This window comes from Lacrimispora sphenoides JCM 1415 (assembly GCF_900105615.1).
Lineage (GTDB): Bacteria > Bacillota > Clostridia > Lachnospirales > Lachnospiraceae > Lacrimispora > Lacrimispora sphenoides.
Genome location: NZ_LT630003.1, coordinates 2,673,074 through 2,690,360 on the forward strand (window position 1 = coordinate 2,673,074; position 17,287 = coordinate 2,690,360).

A 17,287-nucleotide genomic window follows, 5' to 3' on the forward strand; every position below is an offset into this window, starting at 1 on the left:
AACAAGATTATTAAGTTGTTGCATTGTCATTTTTATCACTTTATTATATCGGCGTTTTGGTGTAACGTCAAGATATGCTGAGATAACCACTATTCAGGCATCTCAAAGTTATAGCTGGTAATTATTATTTTCCTAGTGATATAATAACAGCAAAAACAAAGCATCCCAAAATATGAGTGAACCTTCAAACTGATGAAAAATATATAAAATGCCAAATTAAAAACACGTTCGGTTTTGTCTGTATCCAAAACTATGAACGTGTTTTTAAGATGAGGCCGTCGGAAAATAATTTGCCATATTTTGTACTACTGCCAATTAAAATACTTAATTCTATACAAGGGCTACGCCGCCATCTACGATTATGAACTGGCCCTGAACATAACTGGAACTATCGCTGGAAAGATAGAGAACTGTACCATTTAATTCCCCTTTTCTTCCTGGACGTCCTGCCGGGTTCAATGTATTATATTGGTTCAGAAAATTCTCTGACTTAAATAAAGTATCACTCGTCATTTCACTTTCAAAAAGAGCCGGTCCAATGGCATTCACTGTGATACCATATTTAGCATAGGAAGCTGCCATACCTCTTGTTAAGCCTACCACTGCTGCTTTGGAGGAATTATAGGAATGTCTGATAAATACATCAAACTTATCTGCAACAACTGCATTTACGGATGCAATATTAATAATCTTACCATAACCTCTTTCCTTCATCTGCGGAAGTACATATTTGCTTGCTAAAAAGATTCCCTTCACATTCGTATCAAAGGATTTATCCCAATCCTCCACTGACATGCTGTCTACACCGCCATGAACAGCAACTCCTGCATTATTTAACAAAATATCAATGTGACCGAAGGAATCAAGCACTGTTTGCATTGCTGTTTTTACACTTTCCTCATTTGTAACATCACATCCAACTGCTACTACCTTTCTGCCTATTTTCTCAATTTCTGCTTTTACTTCGTTTAACTTTTCAATACGTCTTGCCAGTAATGCAACATCTGCTCCTGCTTTTGCATAGGCTAGTGCGGCATCTGCACCAAGCCCTGAACTAGCTCCTGTTACTACAGCTACTTTTTCAGTTAAATCAAAAAAATTTTCCATATTTATATACATCCTTTCACTTTTATCAATTGAGATCACAAATAATATTCCCAAAAATCGAATTAAATACGGCCTGTTTCCATAAATGCCGTACGGTCATAGCGTCCGGTTAACAAATATGGAATTACATCATTGGCTTCTAGTTTTTCTACTAAATTAAGTTTATGTACTAACAAACTGTTCTTTGAATAAGCACCGCCTATTATGGTGTTAACAGGAAGTTCTGCCCATGGGTCATCAATACTTGATTTTAAATTGAGCGAAACCAATCCCGGCTCCCATGATTGATAATTATATTCGCATTGATTCATAAGCAATGCTCCGTTCAGGAAATGAGAAACACCGTTTTCATCTGGCATCCGGTCAAAATGGAAATAGAACCCGCCTCCAAATGTCTGCTTACCTGCTGCCGGGAATTGATAGAGAGCCGCGGTCAGAGGATTATTATATTCACCTAATTTCATGGTTGCTTCTACAAGCTGTGTTCCTCTTCTCGTTACTCCTGCTGTTACCGTGTCACCATTTCTTCTAATGACAAATTCTCCTCCCAGTTTCTTTGGAATACTTCCATTATCACGGCCGCATTGTACTGCCATTTCAGCTCCTGATCCGCCAAGTACCAGACCCATCGTATATAAACCAAGTGTCTTACCGTAGGTTGCATAAACCCCCAAAATAGCTTCATAGTAGTCATCTGCAAATGTTGGATTATTCACACGGCAGATGGACAAGGTAACTACCGGCATAGAAAACGGTTTCAACGGCGGCGGAAGTATCCGCGCAATTGCTGCCGGGTCAGTAAGATAACTGATGTAGAGTCCCTCCTGATTATCCATTAGAGATATCTTGCCGAAGTTTGGTATTTCATCTTTGGAAACCCGGAAGCTTGGAGCTTTTTGTTTTTCCATAAATAATTCACTTCCTGCCTCATAACCTGTACGTACTGCAGGTGCGATAGTTCCATCTTTTATGGCACTTCCTATTACCTTCACCTCTGCACCCTTTGCTTCTAATTCAGAAACCAAAGATTGATCCGGTCTGAATCCAAGAGAAAGTACGACTGCATCGGCAGATACAATCACTTCTTCATGATCTTCCAATCTCTCCAGTATAATCCTGTTACATTTTATCTCTTTTAAGGAATGTCCCAGCAAATAATCTGCACCTGATTTAGTAAGTCGTCCACAGACATCAGCTACATTGGTATGGTTCGCATTTGGAGCAGGCTTATCAAGCATATCAATAATGGTAACCTGATTTCCCTCTTCACAAAGATATTCTGCCGTCTCAAGTCCTGTAAGCCCTGCACCGATCACAGCTACTTTTTTCCCTTTTAATGCTGAATTTCCTGACAGCACCGATTCCACCGTAAATACATTGTCACCCATTATTCCGGGGATTTTTCCTGGAATAATGGAGGCAGAGCCTGTGGCAAGAATGACTGCATCTGGCTTATATTCCATAATCATATCTGCGGTTGCTTCCGTATTTAATTTTACTTCTACTCCAAGCCGTTTCAATTCACCGCTATAGTAATCGGCAATCCACTGCATACGTTCCTTTAACGGCGGCTTTTTGGCCAGATTAACGGTTCCTCCAAGTTCACTTTGACGGTCAAGCAAAGTCACTTTGACTCCACGAAGGGCAAGGGTTTGTGCTGCACACATTCCAGCCGGTCCGCCGCCAACAACAATTGCAGTATGTCCTTTTGTATCGTGAACAAGATTCCCATATTTCCGCTCTCTTGCATATCTTGGGTTTAATGCACATTCCGGCGGTAAACCGGCAGCGTTATATTCATTCAGGCTTTCAAAGCAGCGCAGACAGGAGACACATTTGCGTAACTCACTTTCTCTTCCTTCCTGTACTTTTTTTCCCCACTCTTCATCAGCATTCCAGGTACGTCCCATGGAAATAAAATCTACTACCCCTTCTTCCAGGAATTTTTCCGCTACTGCAGGTTCTCTAAATACCGATACACCGATCACAGGAATTTTCACATGACTTTTTACTGCCAAAAGCATGTCGTGTCTCCAACCCTGTGGGAAAGAAATAGGTTCTATGCAGGTCATGCCTGTTTCATATAATCCACAGCTGGTATCAATAAAATCAATACCTGCCTGCTCTAAGGCCATGGCAATCTTTATACCATCTTGAATATGGATATACTCTTCTGTTACACCTGTCTTATCCAGAAATTCTTCTACACTTAACCGGACACCGATCGGGAAATCCGGGCCACATTCTTTCCGTATTCCATTGATAATTTCAATTATCATTCTTAGACGATTTTCAAAGCTTCCGCCGTATTCGTCTTCCCTTTTATTTGTATAAGGAGACAAAAACTGATGCAACAGATATCCATGTGCTGCGTGTAATTCCACGCCGTCACAACCTGCTTTTTGAACTCTGACAGCACCTTCGATAAACTGCAAAATCAATTGTTGTATTTCCTCTATGGTAAGTGCACGTGTCTCCTGTTTTACTAATTTACAAGGAATCGGAGACGGTGCAACTACCGGCTGTCCGCCAATAAGTGCAGACACCGTTTCACGTCCAGGATGATGCAACTGTATCAATATCTTGCTGCCATGCTTATGTACTGCTTCCGCAAGTTCGGCCAGTGGTCCGATATGCCTGTCTTTTGTGACTGACAGCTGTCTCATAAGCCCTGCTCCATGCGTATCATTGATACGGGTAATCTCCGGTATGATGATTCCTGCACCGCCAACCGCTCTTGCTTCGTAAAAAGCAATCATATCTTCAGAAGGCGTTCCATCAAGGTTGGCAAGTCCGCACCCCATTGGAGACATGACCAAACGATTCTTAATCGTTACCTTTCCAATTCTTTCCTCTTCAAATAATTTGTTATACATTTTTCCCCTCCTATTATGTTCCTATATAAGATTATCTGCATGAAACGACAACCTTCATAATGCCATAAGAATACGTTAAAATCAGCAATTTAACAATGTGTACCATGAATGATAAAAATTTGACAATTTGTTCATCGTGCACTATAGTAAAAATATCTTTTAAACAGATCATTTCTAAAATGGGGGAAACTATGAAATTTGCAAAGTTTATAGAAAAAATCTCAGAAGAATATTCAATTGATATCCTATCACAAGGAGAAGATTTAGAAATACAGGATGTTGCTTTGATTGACAACAAGCATGATAATACGATTAGGAATACTCTTTACTTTGGTTATGATAAACAATTAAAACATGCAGTATCTATTCCATCTCAATGCATAATTGCACGCACGGATTCTGCAGCGATTCCCCTTCCCACTGTGAGTAGTAATATCGCTTTGGTAGCAGAAGACTCTTTATTTACCATATTCAACGATGCAAAAGCTTTGATTGAAGCGTCTCAAAAAGGAATTTTTGAGGAACTTACTGCTATCGCTGATAAAACCCATAACATTGAAGCCGTTATTGATGCTGCCTCTGTAAGGCTTGGGAATTCTTTGCTGTTCTGTGATACGAACTTTAAAATCATTGCCTATTCTACATCTATCCCTGTCCTCGATCCTCTTTGGATAGAAAATACAAAGAAGGGATACTGCTGTTATGAATTTATCAATGAAGTAAAAGAATTAAAATCCATACGCAACGCTTCCCAGACTACAGCCGCCATAGAAGTCACCTGCAACAAATCCCCTTTCCGTAAGTTGAGCAGTAAAGTTTTTCATAATCAAACCCAGATTGGATTTTTATTGATGATTGAAGGAGAGAACAACTTTCTTCCTTCCCATTTTGAAATGTTAAGTACAATAAGCCATGTTATCAGCTACACCATTTCATACTATAAATCGGACTTATTTGAAAAAAACAGCATTTATCATGAAGTATTATATGATATGCTGATCGGAACGCCATCAAAGGATATCATGCCAAGACTGACAGAACTTCAATTTCCTGCCAAAATGCTGGTTCTATTCATTCATCCTGCAAAATATCCTGGGCAACCGTACTTAAAAAATTTTATATGCAAGAATCTGAAAATACAGATTCCCGGTACCCATATTACTTATCATAATAACGGGATTGTTGCGGTTATTCCGTTAAAAGAAGATACTGAAATAGATTTAGAGTCACTGGAAATGTTAAAATATTTTTCTAAAAAGGAACACATACGAATGGGAATCAGTAACTCTTTTTCCTGCATTGAAAACTTTGTAAGCCACTATGAACAAGCACATGCAGCATTAGAATTGGGCCATAAATTAAACCCGGAAGAATTGGTATACCTCTATCAAGATTATCAGATTTATGATTTGTTTTCGGAAGTGAAGAATCCAGATAAATTAGGGCGGTACTGTCATCCTGCTCTGGCAGTACTCAATCAGTATGACCATGAAAATGGTTCGCAGCTATATAAGACCTTATATGTCTACATAGAAAAGGGGAATAACATTAAATTAACTTCGGAAAGTCTATATATCCACCGAAATTCCCTTGTCTACCGTTTAAATCGTATCACGGAAATATGCCGGGTTGATCTTACAGACATTAATACGCTTTTCCTGCTTCGGCTTTCTTTTCTTATAGATCGGTATAATGAGCGAAATAATAGCTTCGCAGTTTATCAAAATAATATAATGCCAAACAATTTAAAATACTCGTGAGGGAATGATATCTCTTATCTTCCAAATTAAAATCGCAATAAGAAAGCAAGGTTCCGATTATTATCTTTGCCTTGCTCCCTTAGTGAACTAAATTTTATTTTATCTTTTGAGATACTAGTGTCTTGTACCTATCCGATTACTAATTTCGCTTCTTATCCGGTTCCAGTGCCCCCGTTGGACGTCTTCCGATATTCTCATATTTTTTCCGTAAAATAACCAGCAAACAGATATCCTTCTCTCCTTGGAGTTATTATGTCAGTAGTCTGTTGCTAAGCGGCAGAGCTACGTTAGGCGCCTAATGATGTAATTGCTCAATCAGCCGGTGAGGATGGACCCTCACCAGCTGACTCTCTATCATGCCATCTACATCATGACTCTTGCTTTGGCTACCGCCCTCATACAAAAACCATGAAGGGTTATTAAATGTCAAAAAATATCCTTCTTTGCCAATTTATAATCTGCGATTGCTAACTTACGTCTTACGTCAATGCTGTAAGGACATTCCGGCGTACATTTGCCGCAATCGGTGCAGCTGTCAGCCTTAACCTCCAGTTTGGAATAAAGGTTCATAGCCATATCTCGATTGCCAAACCAAAAACGTAGCCGTTCCTTTAAAGCATAATCGGAAGCATTGGTTACGATACCATCCGCCATTTGCCGGTCAAAATAGCCCTCATACAGGAAGATATCAGTAAGGGGAATGCTCTCTGGACAAATCATACATTTCCCACATTGTCTGCATACATAGGTACCAAGCTCAGGAGAGTTAGTATATATATCCTCCATCTCTTCTTCTGACATTGATTTGAATTCATTCGCATAACGTAAATCCGCCTCTAGTAATTCTCTATTATTGATACCTGCAACGACAATGGATACCGGCTGACTGAAGGCATAACGGAACGCCTGCGGAGCAGAACGCCACAATAGACCGTCTGCTACCGGTTTCATTAAGATAATGGCAGTATTGTTCTTGAGTGCTAATGGTAGCAATACCTCTTGTATCTCGGGGAAGTTGAAATGATCATAATAATTAATGGTCGTCATTACAGCCTCAAAAGGATATTCCTTTAATGCACGGATTAAGACATCGGGTTGCCCATGCATTGAGATTCCTATGTGATGAATGCGGCCTTCCTCTTTCGCTTGCAATGCACCTTCCAATGCCCCGCCGGGAGCAAGGATCGCATCCAACTCCTCCATGGTTCCCACAGCATGCATAATGAGAAGATCTACATAATCCGTATTAAGATTATGTAAGCTACGATCTAAGGAGGCTAACAATCCATCCTTGTAACGTTCTCCCGACTTTGTTGCCAGAATGAATTCCTTTCTTCTTACTGATACACATTGTCCTATCTTTCTTTCTGACTCACCATCCCCATAGCTGGCAGCAGTCTCAATATAATTACCCCCTTCATCCAGATATCGGTTTAATAGATAGTTCGCCTCGCTTACTGGAATTTCCAGCAAATGAAATCCACCAAATCCAAGAATTGAAGTGTGTAAACCTGTGTTACCAAATGGCCGTTTTTGCATAATATCACCATACCTTTCTTGTTTCGTATATAGACATCATATATCCTTGTTTAATTACGTGTCAATATGATAGTATGATAACAGAAAAGATGCCATCCTGCCTCCTTAAAAAATGGTTTGCAAGAACGAAACCTTCATTATATATCGGATTCCCGTTGTTCGGCCAGATACATGCCCCAATCTTCAAACTGTTTCGGAATTGAAAATACATCTTTATCATCAATCGTTACTCGATCAGAAGTACCTGGATGTTTTTCTGAGAAGGTCTCCCAAGCTGAAAGGATATCGTACTTTTTCTTAATATCGTGTGCGCTAAAAAATTCATCGTACTTTTCAATATCCTGGCTGAAAATTGTAAGCACATTATATTTGCCGAACATAATTTCATCGCCACTTTCATGTCCACCATATCCAAACGAAGAAAGACCATCGTTAAATAAAAGAGCTCCAACTCTTGATATGATAACCAGTGCTTCATCCAGAGAGCAGCCATCAATGTAATAAATATCTTTATGGAGTTTTTCCACAATGCCTGGACTTATCTCTGTCTCATCAACAGAAGCCGGAAGCTCAAGAATAAAGAAAAGCGGCTCCTTGTGCATTACAATAAAATGCTGCATCACAGACTCAATACTGTCTATATCGATGTTTGCAATTATTTGATTATCCTTAACCATGTATCCCTCTTCCAACTGCTCTGGAAAAGGCACATTACAACCACTTTTTAGTTTCATCTTGCGTTCCTCTTTAACAGTTTCAAGTATCTTTAATCCAATCCATGTTCGCCACCTCATAATACAATTATAGTGAACGATCTAATGATTTTCCTGTAGTACCGTCTACAACCTAGAAATTAAGGCAATATGCTAATACCTCTTCTCTGGTTTTCATGACAACCTCTCATCTCACATTATAAATACGTATTTTGAATTGCTGGAAAGCTCCTTGGAATAAGCAAACCCTAACCCCTGAAAATCCTTGAGGCCATTCAGATCAGAAATATTATTCTCTGCCATGAACCGCACCATATCACCGCGAGCCATCTTCGATATTGTTCCCTTTTGCTTCACTTTCCCTTCCACTAGCTCACCAAACTCAATCGTAATAAATCGATCCTTCGGTGTGATATATTTCTCGATGCATTGTGAGTATTCCTTCGAAGCCAAGTTAATGATAATTCTGTCATCGTCCACTAGACTATGATACAACCGGTCTCCCCAGAAATCATATAAATCTTTACAATCATTCACGGATAGCTTCGCCTGCATTTCTAGTCGATATGGCGTTACCCCATCAAAGGGCCTAAGTACTCCATAGAAGCCTGACAGAATCCGCAAATGATCTGATAGGTACGTAAGTGCCCTGGTTGTAAGCACTTTCGGAGCCATATGCTGATACTGCAAGCCTTCATATGCTATTACTGCCGGTGTCAGTCTACGCATCAAAGCCATATCTTTGTAGCGCTTATAGTTTAATTCTGCTAATTTATCATTGCATTTCCACAATGCTTTTCCCTCTGATAAGGACAAGGACTGCATTTCATGCATCAATATTATAGCATCATTAATAAATTCGGGCATTCCAGTAACCTCAATGGAATCCGTATCCTCATTCATCTTCTTTGCAGGAGAAACTATTATCTTCATATCCTAAAACAGCGCCAGCATTTGTGCCGGATTCTCCTCTGCCTTCACTTTACCAAAGGCTTTTACAATTACCCCATCTTCATCGATGAGATATGTGGTTCGAACCACTCCCATGCTAACCTTACCATAATTCATTTTTTCCTGCCAGACATCATATGCCTGAATACAGGTAAGTTCCGTATCAGAAAGCAATGTAAATGGTAGTCCATACTTTTCCTCGAACTTTTTATGAGATGCCACACTGTCCTTACTCACCCCAAGAACCACAGCTCCCTTTTCCTGAAACTGCGGATACAACTCTCCAAAGCTGCAAGCCTGCTTGGTGCAGCCCGGAGTATTGTCCTTTGGATAGAAATATAAAATAACCTTCCTACCCTTGTACTCCTCCAACGTGTGCATCAATCCATTCTGATCCAGCAATGAAAATGCTGGTGCTTTTATTCCTGGCTCTAACATGATCTGACCTCCTGGTTCTTATGTTAAGCTTAAAATCTTTCTATTCCGCTTTTTTAGTATTCATTTCACTATTACAACTTCCATCAATGCCTATACTTCTATATCACTATGCCATCGCAGTGGTCGATTTCATGTTGTATAATCTGTGCAATCCATCCGGAAAACTTCTGGCACTGTTTATTGAAATTCAAATCCTGAAACTCCACCTCGATATCCTTATATCTGGTGGTCTTGCGAACTCCAATCAAAGAAAGACAGCCTTCCTCCGTATCGTACGCACCAGACTTCTTTATAATCACTGGATTAATCATAGCAATATTAGCAAAACCCATACTCACTGCTATTATTCTTTTCTTGACACCAATCATGTTAGCCGCCATTCCTACACAGCCTGCTTCATTCGCTTTTAAAGTATCAAGCAAATCCTGAACCACCTGCTTGTCCGCTTCCGTTGCCGGTTCTGACTTCTGATTCAGGAAGACGACATCCTTCATTACTTGTCTAATCATTACAAACCTTCTTTCATTTACTCAAGATAGTTGTATTTCAGAGCATTCTTCTCACAAGACATTAACGCATATTTCCCCTACGGTACAATTACGCTAATGCCTTTCTTTATTTACTGTATTGTTTACTTATCCGTTTTAATATGTCTAATTGGCATAACTTTTCTGTACTTCTTCCTCAGGCTTTCTGCAACAGAGTTTTTACCTCAACATGTGTTGATGCTGTAAAAAGGATTCCCGAAAGACGCAGTTAGTCCTTGATAGTCAAACTTTTGTTTCTGTTTCTTTTAGCGAAATTCCTTTTTTGCTTTTCCAGGCGATTCGTCCGTTAATGCTGTATCCCACCACAATAGCTGCCGCTAAGGATGAACTACTAAATGACCAATCTTGTGTAAACGTAAAATTTTGATCAACAATACTCTTATCTAATAATTGTTGACGCTTATTTAAGATTGATTGCGATAATGATGAAGCTACCGACTGCGCAATGGTGGAACCTTTTAAAACAGCAAATCCATCGGATGTTGGTTTTCCAAAAGCTTTAATACCAGAACGATCTTGTAAAAGAAAAACTGGTTCACTTTTCCATTGTGAGGTTCCTACAGAAGGTTCTAAGACCTTATGGCCTAATACGCTCAAAATCAAACGCATATTATCAATAAACTCCTCCATCTCAGCTTGGTCCATTTCAGATATGGATGATTCAGATGGTTATTTAAATTTAAGATTTCATACCTTTTACTTTTTTTAGCAAGCAAATACAAATGATTTTCCAAATATTTTATATGGGCCTTGTTAAGGTTATTGTCTTTACTAATAAAAACAACGCATTCTGTCCAAAAATCTTTTTCTGCAACATGCTGCTTAATGCGGTTAATAATGTTTTCAGCTTCTCCAATGTAAACTTGTTTACTATCTGTATTATCATCATTTCCAAACAGAAAATAAACTCCTGTATTGCTTAGGTCTTCTCTATCTCCACAAGCATTTACGTATGTACGCGGAATTTTATAAGCCTTTCCTGTCCAATTAGAAAGTTCACTTACCCATCTCCCCTCTGCGACTCCATCTATTAAAAATTGACGAATTGTTTTCCCCCGCATAATCATTTCTCCTTTGCCATCGTTATATACCTTAAAACCATATCTACTTTCAAACCATCTTCTATTATTAGGATCATCAAAAAATATTGCATACACTCTGGTTTGTTTTATATAATGTGTTGAGTTCAGAATTAAAATAATCTCGATTATTCATTCCTACAATAGAATTAGATTTTATATTTGGAAGCTTAATTTCTATTATATCAGCATATCCATCGACACACAAAATAAAAAAGTCAGGTTTAATATTATCTTTCTATTTACTTAGCCATTCAAAAAGAACAACTTCATATACACCAGTTCCCATAAATCCCATGTTCAAAATAATAGTACTATTAAGTTTCTCTTCAATCATATCTCATTCCAGCCCTTCTATCCCCCTAATCACCGCTCCAAAAGGCAGTGCACCCATCACAACTTTTTCCCAAGGTGTTCCTACAACAAAATCTAAGACAACGATTGCTCCTTTATCTTCCTCTGTTCTAATTAACCGTCCACAACCTTGTTTTAATTTAAGTCCCATCTCAGGATAATCAACTGTTATGGCGGGATCTAATCCTTGTTCTCTTGCCTCTTTACGTTGTACTTCAATGAGAGGATCTAGAGCTGGGAAAGGCAGCTGCCAGACGATTAGCAAGGTTAATGCATCACCTGGTACATCGATTCCTTCCCAAAAATTTGCACCAATCAATACCGAGAATTCCTCCTCTTTAAACCTTCGTACAAGGTGCCCTCTCTCCCCTTTATCTTCCCACAGAATATCAAATGGAAATTGATATCCTTCCAATCTCTTTCTGATTTTACGAACTTCCTCCATCGAATTGGTAAGTACGAGAGCTCGTCCCTCATTATTATTTAATAGGGATACTAATTTTTCTATGCCGTGGGTAGACTTTGCTTCTAAACTGTGTGAGGACTGTGGTAAGTAGACAACAACTTGTTTTTCTAAATCAAAAGGACTTTCCACCGTAGATTTGGAAGGTTCCTTTAATCCAAGCGTTCGTATAAAATAATCAAAATCCCCTTCATTACTTAACGTTGCTGAGGTAAATATCACTGGTAATTCCTTCTGAAATAAATGTCGGTTTAACATCTCATTTAAATTCCTAGGAACAACCCAAAAACTACCATCCCCTCTATCAACCCAAGCTATCATATCTGTACTGTTATTTCTACAGAATCTGTCTAGTGCCATTATGGATCTTTCAATTTGCCCTTCATATGCTTGTATTTGGTTTGCGGATAATGACTCTATATATAGTTCTTGCTCAATCTGCATCTCTAGATGAAAGTGATCTAATGTCTTTCGAAATACTTTAGCCGTCTTTTGCAACGTCTCATTCATCCGAATGGATAGTCTTTCTGAGCTTTCTGCTATTATCACAGACCTATTTAATTTTTCAAAAAAGTCATAAGAAGCCTGTTCCATCGCAGCTGTTACTGAAACCAATGAATCTCTTGCTCCCTGTATTTCCCCAAGGGTGAAGATTATATTGTCAATCTCCTCCTTGTTTATTTGTTGTCCTGCTTGCATGGCTGCTGGAAGCAGTATTTTATGCCCTTCATCGAAAATAACTGCAGAATAATTTGGAAGTATCGGCAATTGTCCATTCGCTAATCGTTCTTCCCTTGTCCATAAGTCATTAAAAAATGTTTCATGATCTACAATAATTAAATCTCTCGCAAGTCTATAATATTCTCTTGCCTTAACAAGTTTGCAATATCCACGGTTCATGCAAATATCGCACGACATAGACTCATTCCAACCAATCCTCTTCCAAATACGATCTGGTACGGTAGATATTTCTGAGCGTTCACCTAATTTTGTTTTATTTAACCACTGATTAATCTCATCCGACATCATATCGAATTCTTCTAAATTTTCATTTACTCGAACATCGCATATATACTGACGTGAGTCTTTTGCTATCCTAGCATCTATCTCTAATCCAAGTAACCTAGAAAGGGTTTTAATATCCCCAGTGTCACCAGCAAGTTGTTCTTGAAGTGCTGTATTAGCACACGCAATCACTACAGGTTTTCCGCTAAACCTAGCATAGGGAATTGCTGATAATAAATAAGCAAATGTTTTGCCTGTTCCAAGTCCTGCTTCCGCTAAGTGAACTTTTTTGCTGCAAACAGCATCAGCTATCTGAAAAGCTGTAAATATTTGTTCGTCCCGAACTTCGTATCCATGCTCAGGAAGGATATCATACAAAACGTCACCAATCCATTCAACTAATTTAACTTGAAAATCTTCTCTATTACTATAATCAAAGGGCTCTTTTACCCTTGTGTTAATTGTACACAATGCACACATGTTTCTTTTTCTCCTATAATGCCAAACTTATGCCTTTTTGTATTACTAACAGCTTTAACGAACTTAATCCTCTATCCCCCCTGTTAAAAGGAGATAGAGGATTATTTATTTTAAACACTATCGGGATATTTTCTTAGTTCTTTCTGAATCAGTCCCGATATTCTTATGTCTCTGTTGAACTTTTCCGACACCAATCTTTTTTTCACCATAGAAGAAATTACTTTGAGATTTCTTCTCCTCTAATAATTGTTTCATTTTATCCATATCTTTCATTGACATTTTATATTCCTCCATTTAATTATTATTCAACCGTTTACCCCTGTTTACTATTGGCAAAGCCAATTGCTCAACATTACAAACTGAAATTCTTCAAGCTTATGTTTGAAATCTTGTCATGAATACTAATATTATTTAAATTAGAGTGCGCAAACATAGAGCCTTTGTGATGGAGCGAATTTCCGATCTACATTTCGCTCGTACTGCCTATCTCTAGTAGATTCCCCTCCGGATCGGCAACGTAAAAGTTGCGGTTGCCGAAGGAAAAGGTTATGGGTTCTCCAGTTGGAAATTGCACGCCCAGCTTCAATAGTCGCTCATATTCCGCATCCACATCGGCAAAACAGGGCAACCAAAGGGCAATTTCAAATGTCTGATTGATTCCTTTTGGAGGAACGTAGCTCTCCCCAATTGCCTGCACGAATGCTTTCCTGCTATACATGAACAAGGATAGTTCACCGCTTGCCGTTTCAAACTCTGCGAAATCCCCACCATTCCATTGAGTATGAAAGCCCAATGTATCTCTGTAAAATCGAACCATGCTGTCCATGTTGCCAGCTAATAGACATGCGCCTACTCTTACATCTTTTCCGTTCAATGTCATCCCTCTCCTCTATAATCCCATAATTAATTGTTTAGGATAAATTATTTTACTTTCTACGGAATTCAAACCCTTTGCCAAAACATTCATTTTACTTGTCCCACCACGGTACTCGAAAACATATTTTACTCTGATCCACTACAAAAACACACCTACATATCCTGTCCAAATTTCCGAATCCCTTTGACTTCCTGGGCTATCCACTCCAGCAGAACCACTATTTCGACATGTGTTGATGCTGTAATACAGATTTTAAAAAAACGCATTTTGCCCTTGGCGTAGACATTATATAGATTAATACTTATAGAAAAAAGATACCCGTTGCAGCCTTGAGCTTATCTACTTGCATTTCCTTATTACTCCAATGGGTTACCAACCAATTTAATGACTCCTGCAAAGATGCAACTGTTTTTGTTTCAATCACACACCTGCAATGATTGCGCCTGGCAATTTTAAGCTTTTCAAGTAAATTAATAATTCTTTCACCGAGAATTAGGTGATAATTTTTCTGTATTACTGACAGTTCTCCCATTTATCATAAACGAAATCCAGTTCTTTTTCCATAGTTTCTTTTTTTAAGAATAGTTCCTGTAAATATTCGAAATTGGAATTATTATTATTTATCTCTTGTTCCAATGCTTTTAATGCAGCTTCTATGGCTTCAATCTCATTCTCAAGAATATTTGACTTTTGCGTATTCAACTTCCTGGATTTGTTATCCGTTCTGCTGTATTGATTCACTTCTACCCCAATGGAAGACTTCTTTTCATATGGCTTTTGGGGCTGTTCCTTCTTATAACGCTTATCATCTTCATAAACCTTTAACAGGTTGCTTAGACCCCTGGCCTTTTCGTTTGACTGGTCCTCAAATTTTCCCGCCTTTTGCAATTCTTCCTGATAATACGTATAATCTCCCGGATAAGTAATAAGATGATTATTTTCAAATGACATGATTTTACCTGCAACTTTATTTATAAAATACCGGTCATGGGATACAAATAACAGGGTTCCTTCAAATGCGGTTAAAGCTTCCTCCAGCACTTCCCTGGAATCTATATCCAAGTGATTGGTAGGCTCATCCAGAATCATAAAATTCACTTTTTCAAAGGTTAAAGAACATAACCTTAACCGGCTCTTCTCCCCACCGGATAAGAATCTTATTTTCTTATGGACATCGTCTTTAAAGAATAATACTCTTGCTAGCTGGTTTCTGGCAGCTTCATAAGTAATATTGTGAAGACCAGAAAAGTACTCAAGTATGGTCTGGTCTTCATCTTCAAAAACAACCTGTTGAGGGAGATAACCGATTTTAACCTGAGCACCAATTTTTACCGTACCGTAATCTGGTTTTAATTCTTCTAATATCAGCTTAAGCAGGGTAGATTTGCCGCAGCCGTTTTTCCCGATAATGCAGGCACTATCCTGATAATAAACTTTCATATCAATGTCTTTTAGTAATACCGTATCACCAAAACTTTTACTTAAGTGCTTGGTTTCTAATACCATTTTTCCGGAACGGTTTGTGCTATCCTGATTAAGGCGCACCTTCCTGCCTTCAAGGACCGGTTTATCCAATACTTCAATCTTTTCCAGACGTTTTTCCAATTCCTTTGCCCGTTTAAACATCGTTTCACTGTCTCTCATATTTCCCCAGATACGGTAACGCTCAATCTGTTTTTCCATCTGTTCGATCTTTTTCTGCTGGTTGATATAATTCCTATAGTCAATTAAGAACCGTCTCTCTTTTTCCAGTACATAATAACTATAATTCCCCATGTAAATATTAGCCCGGTTAAACTCTAACTCCACGATTTTCATAGCAACATTATCCAGAAAATATCTGTCATGGGATATAATTAGAACAGAACCTTTATAATCCTTTAAAAAGCTCTCCAGCCATTCTGTGGTTTCTAAGTCCAGATGGTTGGTAGGTTCGTCAAGAAGCAGAATATCTGGCTCCTCAAGAAGTATCTTCGCCAAAATCACTCTGGTTTTTTCTCCGCCGCTTAAACTTTGAAATGGCAGTTGCTTTAAAATATCATTAATTTTAAGTCCCTCTGTAATCTTGTTAATCTTCGTTTCCAGCTCATATCCTCCGGCTATCTCATACTCCTCCGTGAGCCGTCCGTAACTTAACAGTGCTTTTTCAAGCTTCTCACCCGAAGAAGTCTGTAACACCCCTTCAAGCTCTGATAACCGTCTCTTCAAATCAAAGACTTTTTGAAAAGCCATGCGGATTACATCAATCGCTTTGGTATCCTCATTGTAAACAGGTATCTGATTTAAATACCCTACCTTAATCCCTTTACGAAGATTTACCTCTCCTGCCTGATAATCTTCTGAAACCTCCTCCCCATACGAAGCTTCCCCAACCTGCACTTGCCCGGTATCCTCAAACCACCCTTGTAAATTTAAGTTACTTTCCTTAAACCTGCCCATAATTATCTTCATAATTGTAGTCTTCCCACACCCATTCTTACCAATTAATCCAATCCTCTCCCCAGTTTTCACCTCAAAGCATATCGTTTCAAATATCTTGTTGGCTCCATAAAATTTCGTTAAATTATTAATACTTAATTCTATCATGACTCTACCTGACCTTTCTTATAATTAAACTCTGCCTTTACCCTTTACTTAAAAATGAACGCAAAAAACCCAAAGCCAATAAGCTTTGGGTTGCTAATTTTAATTATCACCGTAATAACAAATGATATTAATCTGAATACTCCAAAAACCTTATATGGTTAACTTTGATTCTATTAAATTTGGACGCACTTCTAGCCTTAACTTGAAATATTGCGATCATAATAGATTCCAATTTTACCCATTTAAGTATCGAGTTCATATTTGTCATTACCTTTCCTAGTTTAAAGATACTATATTTCCTTTATAATAAGCGAAAACACATATTCCGTCAAGGTGTTTTTCTGGTTTTTTCTGTTCTATACATGGGGGGCAATATATGGTATTAATAAAACAAATATAAAGCAAAAGTCTATTAAGATACTTCATATTCCCCCACGCTTAATTCTCCAATGACTCACCGTGATACTATTTCTGTTGTTTGAACTAACCATTCCGAGTTTAAAATTAATAA

Annotated in this window: 15 protein-coding genes; 1 reads left to right on the forward strand and 14 read right to left on the reverse strand. The window is 38.3% G+C overall.

The window, feature by feature from the left end:
* Positions 1-330: 330 nt before the first annotated feature.
* Both BMX69_RS12110 and BMX69_RS12115 read right to left on the reverse strand, forming a co-directional pair.
* Positions 331-1,107 carry an SDR family NAD(P)-dependent oxidoreductase gene (locus tag BMX69_RS12110; RefSeq protein WP_054791653.1) on the reverse strand — a complete coding sequence of 259 codons (777 nt, stop codon included), beginning with the start codon at positions 1,105-1,107 and terminating at the stop codon, positions 331-333.
* Positions 1,108-1,169: 62 nt separating this feature from the next.
* The gene (locus BMX69_RS12115) at positions 1,170-3,983 is read right to left on the reverse strand and encodes an oxidoreductase (protein WP_100042470.1); all 2,814 of its coding nucleotides are present in this window, start codon (positions 3,981-3,983) and stop codon (positions 1,170-1,172) included.
* Between the two features lie 104 nt (positions 3,984-4,087).
* Here BMX69_RS12115 and BMX69_RS12120 point away from each other — a divergent pair, with 104 nt between their 5' ends.
* Positions 4,088-5,743: a PucR family transcriptional regulator gene (locus BMX69_RS12120; RefSeq protein WP_242941246.1), complete on the forward strand. Its 1,656-nt coding sequence runs from the start codon at positions 4,088-4,090 to the stop codon at positions 5,741-5,743.
* A gap of 426 nt (positions 5,744-6,169) precedes the next feature.
* Here the strand turns inward: BMX69_RS12120 and BMX69_RS12125 are convergent, their stop codons facing one another.
* From BMX69_RS12125 to abc-f, 12 genes are all read right to left on the reverse strand, one after another.
* The gene (locus tag BMX69_RS12125; RefSeq protein WP_100042472.1) at positions 6,170-7,282 is read right to left on the reverse strand and encodes an aldo/keto reductase; all 1,113 of its coding nucleotides are present in this window, start codon (positions 7,280-7,282) and stop codon (positions 6,170-6,172) included.
* 137 nt (positions 7,283-7,419) lie between these two features.
* On the reverse strand, positions 7,420-8,016 hold the full coding sequence (locus BMX69_RS12130) for a hypothetical protein (RefSeq protein ID WP_100042473.1): 597 nt from the start codon (positions 8,014-8,016) through the stop codon (positions 7,420-7,422).
* A gap of 171 nt (positions 8,017-8,187) precedes the next feature.
* A complete protein-coding gene (yaaA, locus tag BMX69_RS12135; protein ID WP_100042474.1) occupies positions 8,188-8,928 on the reverse strand; it encodes a peroxide stress protein YaaA in 741 nt (246 codons plus the stop codon).
* 3 nt (positions 8,929-8,931) lie between these two features.
* Positions 8,932-9,384, reverse strand: coding sequence for a peroxiredoxin (locus BMX69_RS12140; RefSeq protein WP_054791635.1), 453 nt, complete (start codon positions 9,382-9,384; stop codon positions 8,932-8,934).
* Positions 9,385-9,482: 98 nt separating this feature from the next.
* Positions 9,483-9,893, reverse strand: coding sequence for a peptide deformylase (locus BMX69_RS12145; protein WP_054791636.1), 411 nt, complete (start codon positions 9,891-9,893; stop codon positions 9,483-9,485).
* Positions 9,894-10,154: 261 nt separating this feature from the next.
* Positions 10,155-10,541 carry a DUF4357 domain-containing protein gene (locus tag BMX69_RS24570; RefSeq protein WP_197678648.1) on the reverse strand — a complete coding sequence of 129 codons (387 nt, stop codon included), beginning with the start codon at positions 10,539-10,541 and terminating at the stop codon, positions 10,155-10,157.
* Positions 10,532-10,993 (reverse strand): GIY-YIG nuclease family protein, encoded by a 462-nt coding sequence (locus BMX69_RS24575; protein WP_197678649.1) that lies wholly within the window; start codon positions 10,991-10,993, stop codon positions 10,532-10,534. Before BMX69_RS24575 ends, BMX69_RS24570 begins: the two co-directional genes overlap by 10 nt.
* 358 nt (positions 10,994-11,351) lie before the next feature.
* Positions 11,352-13,313 (reverse strand): ATP-dependent DNA helicase, encoded by a 1,962-nt coding sequence (locus BMX69_RS12155; RefSeq protein WP_100042475.1) that lies wholly within the window; start codon positions 13,311-13,313, stop codon positions 11,352-11,354.
* A gap of 117 nt (positions 13,314-13,430) precedes the next feature.
* Positions 13,431-13,592, reverse strand: coding sequence for a hypothetical protein (locus BMX69_RS24120; RefSeq protein WP_157724411.1), 162 nt, complete (start codon positions 13,590-13,592; stop codon positions 13,431-13,433).
* A gap of 184 nt (positions 13,593-13,776) precedes the next feature.
* Positions 13,777-14,187: a VOC family protein gene (locus tag BMX69_RS12160; RefSeq protein ID WP_054791654.1), complete on the reverse strand. Its 411-nt coding sequence runs from the start codon at positions 14,185-14,187 to the stop codon at positions 13,777-13,779.
* Between the two features lie 304 nt (positions 14,188-14,491).
* Positions 14,492-14,722, reverse strand: coding sequence for a hypothetical protein (locus tag BMX69_RS24445; protein ID WP_054791638.1), 231 nt, complete (start codon positions 14,720-14,722; stop codon positions 14,492-14,494).
* Positions 14,704-16,776 (reverse strand): ribosomal protection-like ABC-F family protein, encoded by a 2,073-nt coding sequence (gene abc-f / locus BMX69_RS12170; RefSeq protein WP_100042476.1) that lies wholly within the window; start codon positions 16,774-16,776, stop codon positions 14,704-14,706. Before abc-f ends, BMX69_RS24445 begins: the two co-directional genes overlap by 19 nt.
* Positions 16,777-17,287: the final 511 nt, after the last annotated feature.

Excerpts from the sequence above, each read along its gene's own strand:
- BMX69_RS12115 (WP_100042470.1), bottom strand. The coding sequence starts at position 3,983 with ATGTATAACAAATTATTTGAAGAGGAAAGAATTGGAAAGGTAACGATT.
- BMX69_RS12155 (WP_100042475.1), bottom strand. The coding sequence starts at position 13,313 with ATGTGTGCATTGTGTACAATTAACACAAGGGTAAAAGAGCCCTTTGAT.
- yaaA (WP_100042474.1), bottom strand. The coding sequence starts at position 8,928 with ATGAAGATAATAGTTTCTCCTGCAAAGAAGATGAATGAGGATACGGAT.
- BMX69_RS24445 (WP_054791638.1), bottom strand. The coding sequence starts at position 14,722 with ATGGGAGAACTGTCAGTAATACAGAAAAATTATCACCTAATTCTCGGT.
- BMX69_RS12120 (WP_242941246.1), top strand. The coding sequence starts at position 4,088 with ATGAATGATAAAAATTTGACAATTTGTTCATCGTGCACTATAGTAAAA.
- BMX69_RS12140 (WP_054791635.1), bottom strand. The coding sequence starts at position 9,384 with ATGTTAGAGCCAGGAATAAAAGCACCAGCATTTTCATTGCTGGATCAG.
- BMX69_RS24575 (WP_197678649.1), bottom strand. The coding sequence starts at position 10,993 with ATGCGGGGGAAAACAATTCGTCAATTTTTAATAGATGGAGTCGCAGAG.
- BMX69_RS12130 (WP_100042473.1), bottom strand. The coding sequence starts at position 8,016 with ATGAAACTAAAAAGTGGTTGTAATGTGCCTTTTCCAGAGCAGTTGGAA.
- BMX69_RS24120 (WP_157724411.1), bottom strand. The coding sequence starts at position 13,592 with ATGTCAATGAAAGATATGGATAAAATGAAACAATTATTAGAGGAGAAG.
- BMX69_RS12145 (WP_054791636.1), bottom strand. The coding sequence starts at position 9,893 with ATGATTAGACAAGTAATGAAGGATGTCGTCTTCCTGAATCAGAAGTCA.
- BMX69_RS12110 (WP_054791653.1), bottom strand. The coding sequence starts at position 1,107 with ATGGAAAATTTTTTTGATTTAACTGAAAAAGTAGCTGTAGTAACAGGA.
- abc-f (WP_100042476.1), bottom strand. The coding sequence starts at position 16,776 with ATGATAGAATTAAGTATTAATAATTTAACGAAATTTTATGGAGCCAAC.
- BMX69_RS12125 (WP_100042472.1), bottom strand. The coding sequence starts at position 7,282 with ATGCAAAAACGGCCATTTGGTAACACAGGTTTACACACTTCAATTCTT.
- BMX69_RS24570 (WP_197678648.1), bottom strand. The coding sequence starts at position 10,541 with ATGCGTTTGATTTTGAGCGTATTAGGCCATAAGGTCTTAGAACCTTCT.